This is a genomic window from Sphingobium sp. MK2 (assembly GCF_040170545.1).
Classification (GTDB): Bacteria; Pseudomonadota; Alphaproteobacteria; order Sphingomonadales; family Sphingomonadaceae; genus Sphingobium.
Genome location: NZ_JAZDXA010000063.1, coordinates 1 through 14,105, shown reverse-complemented (window position 1 = coordinate 14,105; position 14,105 = coordinate 1). Strand labels below are relative to the sequence as shown.

The following is a 14,105-nucleotide window of genomic DNA, read 5'->3' as shown; positions in this document are numbered from 1 at the left end:
CCCGCCACCTCGCTAAAAGAGCGGTAATCATCCCGGCGAATGGGCACCGCGCAAGGCGCCCCTCAGACCCCGCTTACTTCCTGCCCGCCTATACGCGCGTTGACGCCAATCTCGCCTACATGTTCGACGCGGGCTTTGGACCGATGCGCGCCCAGCTCAATGTCCTGAACCTGTTCGACACCTTCTATTATGACAGCGGCGGTGCCTTCCTGCCGCTCTATCCCGGCGCACCACGCACCGTCACTGCCAGCCTGTCCTATCGGTTTGGAGGCAAGCGATGAGCGAGCCGATCCAGACAACCGGCTATTGGGATGGCGCGGTCGACAGCTACATCGCCGGCGCCGAGCCCTTCACAGCGCAGTTCTGCGAGGATGCGGTTGTCCTGGCCGACGTCGACGCCGGCCTGGCTCTGCTCGATGTCGCGACCGGACCGGGCGCACTGGCGCTGGCCGCCGCACGCGCCGGTGCGGTTGTGACCGCCATCGATTTCTCGCAAGCCATGATCAACCGCCTGTCGGCCCGCATCGGTGGACTTCCCATCACCCCCGCCTGCATGGACGGGCAAGCGCTCGATCTCCCCGATGCCAGCTTCGATCGCGCCTGCTCCGTCTTCGGCATCCCGCTCTTCCCTGACTGGCGAGCGGGCCTGTCCGAAATGGCGCGGGTCCTGCGGCCGGGCGGCCGAGCGGTCGTCGCCATCGCCGACAATCCCCATGGATTCGGCCCCAATCCGTTGCTCGCGCGATCGCGCGAGAAGCATTTTCCGCTGTCGCCAGCACCAGTCGATGTGCGGATGGATCTCGTCGCAGAGCCGCGGAGGCTGGTCACGGAGTTCGCGGCGGCTGGCTTTGGCAAAATCGCAATCGAGGAGCGGACGCATGACTTCGTTCTTATCGCTTCGCTGTTCACCGCAGACCATCCCATGATCGCGGCGAACCCGATGCTGACCGGCCTCGTCGGCGACGATCGCCTGCGGGTGATCGGAGAGGCAATCGAGGAAGCCCATCGCAGGAGCAGAGGCGAGCATCTCCTTCTGCCCGGCACCGCCCGCTTCATCATCGGAGCGAAATCATGAAGTCATTGCTTGCCGTCACCGGCCTTTCCCTGCTCGCAATCCCGGCCGTGGCAACGGCGGAGGAAACGCCCGCCGATAGTGCCGCCGACACGATCGTCGTAACCGCCACGCGCAGCGAGCAATCGCTAATCAACGTACCGGCCGATGTCACGGTCAAGGACATGGAGACGCTGCGCCGGGACGGGTTCACCTATGGCACCGAGGAATTTCGCGGCGTGCCCGGCGTATCGTTCCGGCGTGGCGAAGGCGATGGCGATGAATTCCCGTTCGTCTCGATCCGGGGATCGACCGGCACCGAGGGTTATCTGCCCCTTATCGATGGCATCCCGTTCATCGGCAATGACGAAGAAGGCGTGCTCAACATCGTGCCCTATCCGGCGCTACAGCGGGTCGAGATCGTCAAGGGACCGGTGTCGGCGCTGTACGGGCGTGGCGCGCTCTATGGCGCGGTCAACTATATCACGCGCTCGCCGCGTGAAGATCGCATGGAGCTATCCTTTTCCGCCGGGAGTGACGATTATTATCGCGGCGAGGCATCCATTTCACGCAAGCTGGGGGACAATGCCGGTCTTTTCGCCTCGGCCTTTTATGAGGATTATGGCGGGTGGCGCAAACAGGGCGGGCGCAAGCAACTCAATCTGTTTACTAAGCTCGATTTCGACCTTGGCGAGCGAACAACCGTCACGCTCTATGGCAATTATCTGGATCGCAAGTCGCAAGCGCCCAACGGTCTTCCGGTCGATTCTAACGGCAATGTCATAGACGTCGCCGGCGGGCCTCGTGCTTTCCTTGGCTATGGCCGTCCCCGGGTCGATGTCGAAGGCGGGATCGCCGCATTGCGGGTCGAGCATCGCGCTACCGATGAGCTGACCTTCACCGCCACCGGCCAGTGGCGACGCTTTGACAGCGACGCCTCCTTCAACTTCTATGACCCATATGGCTTCGACCCGTCACGCGGCGTGTACGGCGTGAACGGCCTGGCCGCGACCGGGCGTCAGGAAGTGTTTTACGGGGAAGCCACTGCAAACTGGCAGCATGGCGCGCATAATCTGATTGTCGGCCTTGCCGGTGAACGAGGTACGGCGCGGTCGTTCAAGCGCTGGAGCGGCGTCAATGGCTTCACGGCGGAATGCGGCTTCAATTTCTACCTTGTCGAAATCGACTATCGTACGGGCCAGGTCACCAATGGCGACCACCCCTGCTTCGCGGTTGAAGACCCGGTGTCGAGCGACCACTTCACCAATCAATTCCGGGGTGCCTTCATCCAGGATGAGATCGCCCTATCCGATCGCTGGTATCTCACGGTCGGGGGCCGCTATGACAGTTTTCGTCGCCGCGTGAGATTCGATCCGATCGCCGGGGTGACGGACGGTTCGAGCGAGAGCGCCAAAGCCGACGCCTTTTCCCCCAAGGCGTCCCTCTCCTACCGCTACGACGGGGGGCAAATCTATCTCGCATATGGCCGGGGCTTCAATTCCAACTTCGGTAGCGGCTTCGAGTGGGATTCCAACCAATATGCCCGGCCCGAGCAGAAGCCCACTACGCTCGACAGCTATGAGATCGGGTGGAAAGGCAGCGCACTGGGCGACACACTGCGCGTTGCAACGGCCGCCTTCTGGTCGGTGCAGAAGAATCGCCGCCAGGTCATTCCCAACCCGGCGGCCGAAACGGATTTCAGCGCGCCGTCCAACCTCATCACCTATGGCGATCGCTATGAGGCAAAAGGTGTCGAGGTCTCGCTCGACATCCGCCCGCGCGAGGGCTCGTCCTTCCTGATCAACTACTCGCACATCGCGCCCAAGTGGAAAGACTATGTGCTGGAGACCTTCTCCGGGCCGGTTGATCTGTCCGGCACTACACCGGTCGGGGTCGCATCCAACATCGTCTACATCTCTGCCGAGCAGCGTTTTACGCCCTGGCTCACCGGCCGTGCCGTGTTCGAATGGTATGATGATTACAAAATCACGCAGGATAACCGCGTTGACGGTGGCGGTTATGAACTGCTGACCCTCAACACTCGTATCCAGCCAGAAAGCTGGCATGGCCTAACGCTCGATCTCACGGTCATGAACGCGCTCGATAAGGAATATTACTGGTATTTCGGCGGACGCACGGCGCCGAGCTATGCGACGCCCGGTACCCCTCGGCAATTCCGCGTGACCTTGCGAGGGAGCTTCTGATGCGCCGTCTCGTTCTCGCGCCTTTGCTCGCGCTCACGATTGCGGTGCTGCCCGCTTGCGGCAGCGAGCAAGCCAAGCCCCCGGCATCAAGACAGGACGTGAGCGGCCGCGAGATTCCGATGCGGTTTGCCAAGACCTTCCGCGTCGTCGAGCGTGAGGGATATCGCGTTATCGACCTCAAAGCCTCGGTCGTTAGCTGGGGTGGCAATGCGGTCGGCGAGGAGCAGTTCCAGCGGCTGGTGCTCGTCCCGCGTGATGCTCCGGCTCCCACGCTTACTGGCGACCTTGCAGGCGCCACGCTCATTCGTACCCCAGTGCTCAGGATCGCCAGCAACACCGGCTATCACGAGGCGATGACCAAGGTTCTGGGGATCAACAACAGGTTGGTGGCGGTCGGCGGGGTTAAATCCTATGATGACGACCTGCGTGCCCGCGTTCGCCGCGGTCAAGTGCGTCAGATCGGCTATGGCTGGCATTCGCCGCCCGAGCTCGACGCCTTGATTGCCGCAAAACCGGACGTGCTGCTGATGAGCATGGGCGACATGGATAATATCGGCGCGAAGCCCCGGATCGAGGCTCTCGGCATCCCGGTCGTTCCCATCTTCCTCGACAATGAGGCCGACTATATGGGGCGGGTCGACTATGTCCGCCTGATTGGCATGCTCACAGGCAAGGAGCGCGAGGCGGACGCCTTCGTCGCGATGGTTACGAAGAATGTCGAAGCATTGAAAGCGAAGGCGGCCGCGCAGCCGACACGCTCAGTGCTCTCAGCCTGGTTCTCCGGGGGCAACCGCTGGATGCCAACGATCCGCAATGCCGACGCCAAGCTGCTGCGCGACGCCAATGCCCGCAATCCTTTCGAGGCTACCGACGATCCGCGCAAGGACAGCTTCAACCGGGTCAGTACCGAAGAACTGATCGCGCGCGGCAAGGATGCCGATTGTTGGATCATGCGCGATTCCCATTCCGCGCCCTTCAAGGATGTCGCGACACTTCGCCGTTTCAAAGCCTATCGCGACGGTTGCCTGTTCGCGGCCGATGGCATGACAAAGCCTCCTGCCGACGCCTATGATTATTACGAGATGGCGGTCATCCGGCCCGATCTCGTGCTCGGCGACCTGGCGCGCATGCTCCACCCGGCGCTACGTGACGCGCCCTTCCTCTATATCCGGCCAGACAGGCAGGTAACGCGATGAGCACATCCTTGCGAACCGGTGTCGGCACGATCCTGTTATCGTTCGCGATCGTGTCTGCCGGTCTCTTCGCGCTCGGCTTCGGAATGATTGATATCGGACCCGGGGAGGTTGCCGCCAGCCTCTTTGGTGGCGGCGATCCGATGCACGCACAGATTGTGCGGGAATTGCGGCTACCGCGCATCATCACCGCGATTATCGCCGGCAGCGCGCTCGGCGTTGGCGGGGTATTGATGCAAGCGCTGTTCCGCAATCCGATGGCGGATGCCTGGTCTCTCGGCCTGACCGCTGGTGGCCAGCTTGGCGTCGCGCTTCTGGTGACGGCGGCTGCCTTCTCCGGCCCTGCCGCGATCGCGTTCTTGCGCGCGTTCGAAGGCCTCTCGATCACGGCGGGCGCCATGCTGGGCATCGGCGTGTTCGCGCTCGCTATGGCGTCGCTTGCGCGCAAGGTCGGCACGGTGACGCTGCTCGTGGTTGGCCTGATGCTAGGCTTCACCGTGCAGGGCGTCGTCAGCGTCATCATCCACTTCGCCAATCGTGTGGGGGGGCGTGTTTTTTCGGGCTGGAACGATGGCAATTTCGCAAACGTGACGGCGGCCGATCTGCTGATGTTGGCAATTCCTACAGGGATGGGCCTGTTGCTCGCCTTGTTCAGTGCCAAGCCATTGACGGCCCTACTGCTAGGCGAGACCTATGCCAGGAGCCTGGGCACCGATGTTACCAGGTTGCGGCGGCTGACGCTGGCCGCTGTCTTGTTGCTGACAGCTCCGGTGACCGCCTATTGCGGACCTGTCACGTTCGTTGGACTGATCGTACCGCATTTCGCGCGTGCCATCGCTGGGACCGCCCGGATCCTGCCGCTGATCCCGCTCGCTGCTCTTGCCGGCGCTTTGCTCGCACTGTCTGCGGATGTCGTCGTACATGCGCCTTGGGAGCAGCATTTCCTGCACCTCAATGCCGTGCTCGCACTGGTCGGCGCTCCGGTGGTGATTGGATTGCTCATCTTTTCTAAATCCATGCGGGGTCAGCGCTGATGCTTATTCTCGAAGGTCTTTCTATCGGCTATGGTGCGCCTCGCGGAGCGGTACTATCGGACCTCCATGTTACCGTCGAACCCGGCAGCTTCGTCTGCGTGCTTGGCCGTAACGGGGCAGGTAAGTCGACGCTGATGCGGACGGTGTCGGGGCTTCAAGCGGGGCTCGGCGGGCGCGCCTGTCTCAATGGCGACGATATCGCCTTCCTGCGGCCACAAACCCGCGCGCGCCGCATTGCTGTGGTGCTGACCGAGCGTACGGGCAGCCCGGGGCTTACCGTTGATGACGTGGTGTCCTTGGGGCGTCAGCCGTTCACAGGCTGGCAGGGCCATCTGACGAGCGAAGACCGCAGCCTCGTCCTTCAGGCGCTCAATCAGGCGGGCGCCGCCAGATTTTCCGGTCGGTTGTTCGACGACCTGTCTGACGGCGAACGGCAGCGTGTGCTGATCGCACGTGCCATTGCCCAGACACCCAATCTGATGGTGCTGGACGAGATCACCGCCTTTCTGGATCTGCCGGGTCGCGTCGAGATCATGTCTTTGCTGCGGCTTCAGGCCCGGGCGAACCAGGCGATCGTTCTGCTCTCCAGCCATGACCTCGATCTTTCGCTGCAATTTGCCGATAGCGTCTGGCTTCTTGATGGACGAGGGGGACTGCAAGTCGATACGCCTGCAACACTTATTGCAGATGGCCATATCGGCATGGCATTTGACACCGATGCTGTTCGCTTTTCGACGCAGCGAGGGCGCTTCGAACTGGCTGATTAAAGACGGATGGCTGTCATTTAGGGCGCAATGGATCGGTGACGCGGCATAGACCGCAGCCCCGACGTCCATGTCACCCTGGCCGAGCAAATTGCAACGGCACCTGATACTCCACTGATCTCCATCGCTTCACGTTGTCGGCCAATGGCAAATGGTTTGCAAATGTCGGTCCATTCGTAGCGGATGAGTAGAACTTCACCTTGATTGGGTCCGCGAGGGTGAAGCTGTGTGCGACCGATTTCACTCACTACGGTCGGTACCATTTTTTGGATCCTCGCTAGGGTAGGTCAATGACACCCATGGTGTCACTGCCGGACATCGTGGTTGCATTGTCCGGCGCGCCACGGAGATCCACCTGATAGCAATGAATTGCAGCACGCACTTGTACAATATCTGCGTTGGCAAGCAGCTGTTGTCACGACGGACAATGGACCACGCAGGCTACCTTCCACGATAGCCGGTTCAACTGCCCACGAAAGAAACATCCAAGCATAACCGATCGATGGCTTGGCCGACTCGCTACGCTTCTTGGGAACCGCGCTCGCGTATGATGGTGCCCCGGCAGGCCGGACGCGCTCTATGCCTTCCGCCCTTGTCGTTGGCACCCAGCCCCTTTGGGTCTGGGCCTTGCGGTAATGATCGCTGGCACAAGGCTGGTCCCGCAGGGACCATGATGCGGTCGCCGCGCTTGGCGCGGCGGCGTCTTTTGTGAGCCTCTCCCGGTGTGCGGGAGTGAGCGGCGCTCCCTGCTAGGCCCTTGGCGGTTGCCGGCAACCCGTCTGCGCTGCGCTTGCGGGTGCTTCACTTCGTTGCGCCCTTCGGTGCCGGCACCCGCCGGGGCGGGCCTTTCCAGTCGCGTTTCGCCGCCCACCCCCGCTTCCGGGGAGGCTCATGTTTTTGGGCAGGCAGGAGGACAGGACATGGCTCGTAAAGCCTTACGTCGCGCGCGTCGCCCGCAGGGTGGCGATGCGGCGCAGCCCGAACGGATCACTCTCTATGATGAGGTGACCGCCAGGATCATCGCACAGCTGGAGGCGGGGCGCGTTCCCTGGGTCCAGCCTTGGGCATCCAGTGCGGACCCAGGCCTTGGCGGCCTTGCCCCCGGCCTGCCGCGCAACGCGCTCACGGCCCGCCATTATTCCGGCGTCAACGTCCTGATCCTGTGGGGCGCGGTGATGGAAAAGGGCTATCCCTCGCAAAGCTGGCTGACCTTCAAGCAGGCGCGGGATGCAGGCGGATGCGTCCGCAAGGACGAACAGGGCACGACTGTCGTCTATGCCGATCGCTTCACCCCCGAAGCGGAGAAAGAGAAAGCGCGCGCAACGGGTGGCGACGCCAAGTCGGTCGCTTTCCTCAAGCGCTTTACCGTTTTCAACGTCTCGCAATGCGAAGGGCTGCGACCCGGCCTGGCCGCCGAACCCGCGCCTTTGCCCGAACGGGAGATCGTGCCGGTTGCAGAGGAACTGATTGCCGCCAGCGGCGTGGATTTTCGCATAGGTGGCGACAAAGCCTATTATGTGCCGAGCCAGGACTTTGTGGCTGTGCCGCCGCAACCGGCCTTTTTCGACCAGATCAATTTTTATCGGACATGCCTTCACGAACTGACCCATGCGACAGGTCATGCCTCGCGTCTCGACCGCAATCTGACCAACAGCTTTGGCAGCAAGGACTATGCCCGCGAGGAACTGATCGCCGAAATGGGATCGGCTTTCCTCTGCGCATCTCTCGGCATCGTTCCGACCGTCCGTCACGCCGACTATATCGGATCGTGGCTGGAAGTGTTGCGCGAAGATAATCGCGCCATCTTCCGCGCGGCAGGTGCAGCCAGCAAGGCAGCGGACTGGCTGTTATCGCGCTTGCCCGACGCCGGGCGGGACGACGACATCGGCGACACGAGCGGGCGCTGCGACGGAGATCGGGACAAGAAGAGGGCTAGGCAAGCGCCATGGGAACAGACGCAGGGCCAAGCGCCCGCGCTGGACCGGAGGGCGGCATGATCCTCCTGACCCCCGATCTTCGCTATGCGCTACGCGCCAATGCCATAAGCAGCGTCGCCGCGCAGGCGCAGGACATGCGCTTCGATCCCGTCCCGGTCGTCAAATTCTTCAATCCGCTGGGCGCAGGCACATGGCTTGCAACCGAACTTTATGGCGATGGCGATACTTTGTTCGGCCTTGCCGACCTTGGGTTTGGCTGCCCGGAAATGGGCATTTTCTCGCTGATGGAAATTCAGAGCGTCCGGCTGCCCTATGGCATGGGAATCGAGCGCGATCTGGACTTCTCCACCCCCCATCCGCTTTCGCGGTGGAGCGGGATGGCGCGCCGAACCGGTTCGATCATCCATGCCGAGCAGCTTTTGCGCAGCCTCGCACCCGACGCTGTTCCCGACCTTCCGGTCGGTCCCACCAATTAGGACCGACGGATGACGCGCGGCGCGTCACGCCGCAAAGCAAAGCCGGTCCGCCAACCGATTCAAAAGCGACGGACCGGCACTCACAAGGAGTGACACCCATGAAACTCGATTTTATCCCTCTCGACAAGCTTTCCGTCAGCAAGGCCAATATGCGCTACGCCAGGAAAGCGCCCGACGTGTCCGACATTTTGCCCACCGTGCGCAAGCGGGGCGTCATCCAGCCGGTGATCGTGCGCGCCAATTGCGCGCCCGATGCGTTCGAGATCATCGCGGGAAGCCGCCGCTTCCATGCTGCGCTCATCGTTGCCGCCGAACGGCGCGCGACGGGCGAGGATGACGGCGAAACCGCGCTGCTGCCCTGCGCCATTCTCGACGAGGGCGACGATGCCGATGCCGTCGAGGCTTCCCTGATCGAGAATATGGCGCGGCTCGACCCCGACGAGGTCACCCAATGGGAAACATTCACCCGGCTGGTCAAGGAAGGCCGCAAGCTCGATGATATCGCTATGACCTTCGGCTTGCCCGAACTGACCATCAAGCGGGTGCTGGCGCTGGGCAACCTGTTGCCGCGCATCCGTCAGATGTATGCGCGCGAGGAAATCGACCGTGCCACCGCGCGGCACCTGACCCTTGCGTCAAAAAGCCAGCAAAAGGCATGGCTGGCGCTGGCCGATGATCCCGACACCTATGTGCCCACCGGCCACCAGTTGAAGGCGTGGCTGCTCGGCGGCCAGTCGATCGGTGCGAAATATGCGCTGTTCGATGTCGAAGCCAGCGGGCTTGCAACCATCGCCGACCTGTTCGGCGACGACTGTTATTTTGCGGATGGCGAAGCCTTCTGGACGGCCCAGAACGCCGCCATCGAAGCCCGGCGCGAAGCCTATCTCGATGAAGGATGGGCCGATGTCGTGATCGTGCCGCCGTCCGACCATTTCTCGACATGGGAATATGAGAAAGCGGGCAAGCGCAAGGGCGGGCGCGTCTATGTCGATGTCCGTGCCAATGGCGAAGTCACCTTCCATGAAGGCTATGTCAGCCGCAAGGAGGCCGACCGGATCGCGAAGTCGCAGGCGATCGGCTCTGGCCAGAAGATCGCACGGCCTGAAATCACATCGACGATGCAGACCTATATCGATCTGCATCGTCATGCCGCCGTGCGGGCCAGTTTTCTGGGTTCTCCGGGTGTCGCACTCCGCCTGATGGTCGCCCATGCCATCGTCGGGTCGCATCTATGGTCGATCAGGCCGGAGCCGCAGACCAGCCGCAATGAGGATGTGCGCGACAGCCTCGATAATGCGCCAGCCGAAGCGGTTTTCGACGAGCGTCGCCGCGCGGTGCTGGCCATGCTTGGCTTTGCGGCGGAGGAACCGACCGTGATCGGCGGCAGTGGTGACGCTGCCTGGGAGGCACGTGACTCCCGGCAGGGCGTTTCCGGCCTGTTCCACAGGCTGGTCGAGCTTCCCGATGCCGTCATCATGGAAATCGTCACCATCGTCATGGGCGAGGCGCTGGCCAGCGGGAGTGCTGCTGTCGAAGCGGTCGGCTTGCATGTCGGCGTGGATATGACCCGCTGGTGGTCGGCGGACGAGGCGTTTTTCGGCATTTTGCGCGACCGCGACGTGCTGTTGCATATCGTCGCGGAAGTCGCGGGCCAAAATGTTGCCGATGCCAACAGAGGCGAGAAGACCAAGACTCTCAAGCAGATCGTGCGCGATCATCTGGACGGCACCAACGGACGCACGAAGCGCGACCAATGGGTGCCACGATGGATGACCTTTCCCCCGGCCGCTTATACCTCTCGTGGCGGCGTGGGTACGGTCGCGGCCCATGCCATAGCGCAGGCGGATCGTCCTATCGACCGGACGGCACCGGGGGACGATGAACCGGACCCCACCACCCCCGGCGCAGCCTTGGGCCTTCCCGTCGAAGGACAGGCCATGCCGCCCTGCGATGAAGAGGATGGGGCCGACCGCCTCGCGGCATGACCCCTTGCGGGCGGCGGCGCATCGCGCGCCGTCGCCCGCTTTTCCACGCATCCCTGAATTTTGGGCCGCGCGCCCGCCAAGGCGGACGCGCGGCGACAAGGCGCAAAATATCATGGCCGACCCTACATCCGTTTGCCTGACCCTTGGCGGCGATCTGCCCAGCAGCCAGCAGGCCGCGCTCGTCAATCTTATCATCGCCCATGAACTCTCCGTCGAATGGGATGGCTCCTTGTTCGACGTCACCCATCTTGCCGTCGATGCGCCGCTGACGCTTCATGCGCATGAGGTCGCATGGGGGCGTCTGGAGGCGCTCGAAGCCTTTTGCGTCGAGCGTCATCTGCCGTTTACCCGCTGGTCGGGTGGCTGCGTCGGCGCGTTCGACCCGGAGCGCGCTATGTTCCAGGGCACTGGTGCGCCAAGGCTGTTTTGTGCCACGCACGACGACCATGTCACGATCGGCCGTCATACAGTTCAGGCGCTCGGCAGCTACGCCGCGATCATCGCCTTGTTCGACATGGCCGATTTCGCCGTGCCGCCCTTACGGTTTTCAGGTCGATAGCCGGGCACTGCGAGCCGGATGATCCTTTTCGAGCCTAACCATGCGGTGCGGCATACCGTCTCCATGCAGGCACTGACAAGAGCCGGGTCGCTAAAGCCTGGCTGGGCTCTTGCCCTGATCGGCATAACGAAGTTGCGCGCTGGGGTTGCCCGCTCTCCTTGATCTCCTGTCGATCGCAGGAAAATATCGCCAACCGCACGTCTATTCTCCTTTGGCACGCCCCGCCCATCGCCTTGGGCTTGATGCGTTGACCTGGCAGCGCAGCAGCGCCGCCTGAAACCATCGTCCCGCAGCTATTTCCCCGCCGTTCCGGCTCCTCGCGGCCGCTGCGCTCTCAAATAGCACCGGCCCTTCCGGTCCTTCGCTGATCGCTGCGGCCTGCGGTTCAGGCGACTCTGCGCGCTGCCGGACGGTCCGCACGCCCAGCGGATTGGCCGGGGGCGACAAGAAGGAGAATGGCAATGGCTTCCATCGGTTATGTCCAGCGGCTCGACAATGGCGGTTTCAAGGGTGTCCTCAAGACCCTCACGGTCCGCGCCGACATCGAAATCATCCCCAATAAGGGCAAGACCGGCGAGCAGCCCGATTATCGGGTTCTGTCCAACGGCACCGAGCTTGGCGGCGGATGGATCCGCACTGGCGAGGTATCGGGCCGCGAATATATCCGCATCGCCATGGCCGCGCCGGAACTTGGCCCCCGCACCCTTTACGCCAATCTCGGTCGCGCCGCAGGCCAGGACGACGAGGATAGCTACGCCCTCATCTGGAACCCGGACGCCTGATCCGGAGGCCCCGCGCCGAACGGCGCGGGGCCTATACCGCACCATCGTGACCAACCGGCCAGACGCGCGCGTCAGGCCGGTCGGCGCTGTTCTTTGCCAGAAAGGCTGTTGCGGCCGTCGCGATGGCGACGGCCGGTTCGCCGCAACGGCGGCCAGAAGGATATGGCCGCAACATTTGCCTGTCTCGCGGATGGAGGAGGGGCGCGTGTCGAGGTGTTCCCATCGTGACGGGCGGCGGTGCGGCTTTCAAGGCTCGCCGGTTACCCCCAATTTGGCTTCGCAAATCGGTTCCCCCATGCGCCCGCTGCGCGGCGCCGGGCCATGCCCGGCGGCCCTGACAGCCTTCCGGCGCCCATCTCTCCCTGCCGGTCCTCGATTTTGGGGATGCACAGCATAAGGAGACTTTCTCATGACCATGGTTCAGCCCATTGCCCTGGCATCGGATCGCGTGATGGCAGCTCTGAGGTCCGGCCTCGAACTGGAATTCGGGCGCGGCACAGGCGAGGCTTTGGCCGCAAGGTTCCTGGAAGCCGAAGAAACGGATATTCGCTGGGATGCACGGGCGAGGGAACGCTGGGTCGGCGCTTATATCACCCAGGACGAGGATCTGGAACTCGACCGGATCGTCGCCACCGGCTTTCTGGATGGGCGCTGGTTTGTTGGCATGTTCATCGTCGATGGCGACGGCAATGCCCACGGCTTGCTGTGCTGCCGGACCTTCGCTTGCGACGAGGCGGCATCCCAAGCCTTCGCGCAGATGCGATGAGAGGGCATGTTCGCCGGGACGCGCGCCAAGCGTCCCGGCTCTGCCTTTGTGCCAATACGGAAAGGCACATGTGCGGATATACATATATACGCAAACTCGGATCCGCCCAATGTCACAATGGCGTGCAAGCGTTGTCTGGACCGACAGTCTGATCGGATAGGGGGATGCCTTCCGTCGTACCACAGGGTCAGTCAGCCGACGCGCGACCGATCGCAACGTCGCGCAGGCAGGGGGGCCACCTGCGCGCGCCAGTGCCTATGACCCTTGTTTCGAGAATGCGCGCGCCTCCTGCGGGGCCCAGTCGAGCAAATCCCGTTCGATGTCATGGATGTCGATCGTCATCCGCCGCGACCAAGGCGATGGGCCGACGCCCGCCAACTGCCCGATTCCGATAGAGACGAAGCGACATATGGGGCCTTCGCGACGGACCTGATCGCCCAAAAATGTAGGACCGAGGCCCTTGTGAACGGAAAAATCGAGTGCCAGCGGTTGGTCCATTTCCGAGCATTTGGGATCGAGGACACCCTGATTACCGGCCTGCAGGCTATGCATTGCGCCGATCATGGGCCGGTCGATGACAACTCGCATAGCAAAGTCGGTCTGGTCCAAGCGGGCCATGATGTCCTCATATCGACACTCGGTGCCCCGCTCGGCGGGCGGGCTGGTCATGGCCCTGGCGATTTTGCGCGATGGATGATCTTCAGAGCGTGCGCCCCGGACCGCCCTGCATCGGAGGGAGCCTTCGATCCGGCTGCAGCGCGAAGATCGCCACGCACCGCCCATGCCCGTCAGCGCCCCACCCACACGGCCTGCGTTCGATGGCCCTATATGACCGGGGACGGCTGCGCCTCGACCGGCTGGGTCGCAACCGGGCGGGCGCGGCTATTGTCCGCCGTCGGCCATGCCGACTTTGCATCGCGAAGCAAAATAGCCGCGCCCGCCCGGTCCTGCGCTTCCGCTGCGGCCTTGCAGGTGCGCCGCCGGTCGCCCCGGTCCCGTGATGCCCATCGAGGCCGCGATAGGCGCGGGCTCGAAGACAGGAGTGAACATCATGGCAATCATCGGCACCTTCACCAAAACCGCAGACGGCTTCACCGGCACGATCAAGTCACTGACCCTCAACGTCAAAGCCAGCATCCGCCCTTGCGCCAAGGACAATGACAAGGCCCCCGACTTCCGCCTCTTCACCGGCGCAGTCGAATTTGGTGCCGCCTGGGCGAAGACCTCGGCCGCTGGCACAGACTATATGAGCTGCAAGCTCGACGACCCCAGCTTCCCGGCACCGATCTACGCAAGCCTGGTCGCCGCCGACGACGGCGAGAGCTACACGCTCATCTGGTCGCGATGACGACCC

The 14,105-nt window shown here is 63.0% G+C and carries 14 protein-coding genes and 1 pseudogene; 14 read left to right on the top strand and 1 reads right to left on the bottom strand.

From position 1 onward, the window contains the following. The 12 genes and pseudogenes from V2I08_RS19345 to V2I08_RS19290 form a co-directional block, all read left to right on the top strand. Positions 1-281, top strand: a pseudogene (locus V2I08_RS19345) (hypothetical protein); the annotation flags it as partial. Further along, positions 278-1,075, top strand: a complete 798-nt coding sequence (locus V2I08_RS19340; protein WP_349636436.1) for a methyltransferase domain-containing protein — start codon at positions 278-280, stop codon at positions 1,073-1,075. The pseudogene V2I08_RS19345 and the gene V2I08_RS19340, both read left to right, overlap by 4 nt. Further along, positions 1,072-3,255 (top strand): TonB-dependent receptor, encoded by a 2,184-nt coding sequence (locus V2I08_RS19335; protein ID WP_349636435.1) that lies wholly within the window; start codon positions 1,072-1,074, stop codon positions 3,253-3,255. The genes V2I08_RS19340 and V2I08_RS19335 overlap by 4 nt, the downstream gene beginning before the upstream one ends. After that, complete coding sequence (locus tag V2I08_RS19330; RefSeq protein ID WP_349636434.1) at positions 3,255-4,451, top strand: ABC transporter substrate-binding protein; 1,197 nt, start codon at positions 3,255-3,257, stop codon at positions 4,449-4,451. Before V2I08_RS19335 ends, V2I08_RS19330 begins: the two co-directional genes overlap by 1 nt. After that, complete coding sequence (locus tag V2I08_RS19325) at positions 4,448-5,482, top strand: iron ABC transporter permease (protein WP_310223438.1); 1,035 nt, start codon at positions 4,448-4,450, stop codon at positions 5,480-5,482. Before V2I08_RS19330 ends, V2I08_RS19325 begins: the two co-directional genes overlap by 4 nt. Beyond that, a complete protein-coding gene (locus tag V2I08_RS19320) occupies positions 5,482-6,249 on the top strand; it encodes an ABC transporter ATP-binding protein (protein WP_349636433.1) in 768 nt (255 codons plus the stop codon). The genes V2I08_RS19325 and V2I08_RS19320 overlap by 1 nt, the downstream gene beginning before the upstream one ends. 917 nt (positions 6,250-7,166) lie before the next feature. Beyond that, the gene (locus tag V2I08_RS19315) at positions 7,167-8,243 is read left to right on the top strand and encodes a zincin-like metallopeptidase domain-containing protein (RefSeq protein ID WP_349636432.1); all 1,077 of its coding nucleotides are present in this window, start codon (positions 7,167-7,169) and stop codon (positions 8,241-8,243) included. Continuing rightward, positions 8,240-8,659 (top strand): DUF2958 domain-containing protein, encoded by a 420-nt coding sequence (locus V2I08_RS19310; RefSeq protein WP_349636431.1) that lies wholly within the window; start codon positions 8,240-8,242, stop codon positions 8,657-8,659. Before V2I08_RS19315 ends, V2I08_RS19310 begins: the two co-directional genes overlap by 4 nt. A 98-nt stretch (positions 8,660-8,757) precedes the next feature. Continuing rightward, positions 8,758-10,644 carry a ParB N-terminal domain-containing protein gene (locus V2I08_RS19305; RefSeq protein ID WP_349636430.1) on the top strand — a complete coding sequence of 629 codons (1,887 nt, stop codon included), beginning with the start codon at positions 8,758-8,760 and terminating at the stop codon, positions 10,642-10,644. Continuing rightward, a complete protein-coding gene (locus V2I08_RS19300) occupies positions 10,610-11,203 on the top strand; it encodes a hypothetical protein (RefSeq protein WP_349636437.1) in 594 nt (197 codons plus the stop codon). The genes V2I08_RS19305 and V2I08_RS19300 overlap by 35 nt, the downstream gene beginning before the upstream one ends. Positions 11,204-11,664: 461 nt before the next feature. After that, on the top strand, positions 11,665-11,985 hold the full coding sequence (locus V2I08_RS19295) for a DUF736 family protein (RefSeq protein ID WP_349636429.1): 321 nt from the start codon (positions 11,665-11,667) through the stop codon (positions 11,983-11,985). A 409-nt stretch (positions 11,986-12,394) separates the two neighbouring features. After that, positions 12,395-12,751, top strand: a complete 357-nt coding sequence (locus V2I08_RS19290) for a hypothetical protein (protein ID WP_349636428.1) — start codon at positions 12,395-12,397, stop codon at positions 12,749-12,751. Between the two features lie 255 nt (positions 12,752-13,006). Here the strand turns inward: V2I08_RS19290 and V2I08_RS19285 are convergent, their stop codons facing one another. After that, positions 13,007-13,420 (bottom strand): DUF5990 family protein, encoded by a 414-nt coding sequence (locus V2I08_RS19285; protein ID WP_349636427.1) that lies wholly within the window; start codon positions 13,418-13,420, stop codon positions 13,007-13,009. 149 nt (positions 13,421-13,569) lie between these two features. On the opposite strand from V2I08_RS19285, the gene V2I08_RS19280 reads away from it, so the two are divergent. Then, positions 13,570-13,752, top strand: coding sequence for a hypothetical protein (locus V2I08_RS19280; protein ID WP_349636426.1), 183 nt, complete (start codon positions 13,570-13,572; stop codon positions 13,750-13,752). A gap of 50 nt (positions 13,753-13,802) precedes the next feature. After that, positions 13,803-14,099, top strand: a complete 297-nt coding sequence (locus tag V2I08_RS19275) for a DUF736 domain-containing protein (RefSeq protein WP_349636425.1) — start codon at positions 13,803-13,805, stop codon at positions 14,097-14,099. Positions 14,100-14,105: the final 6 nt, after the last annotated feature.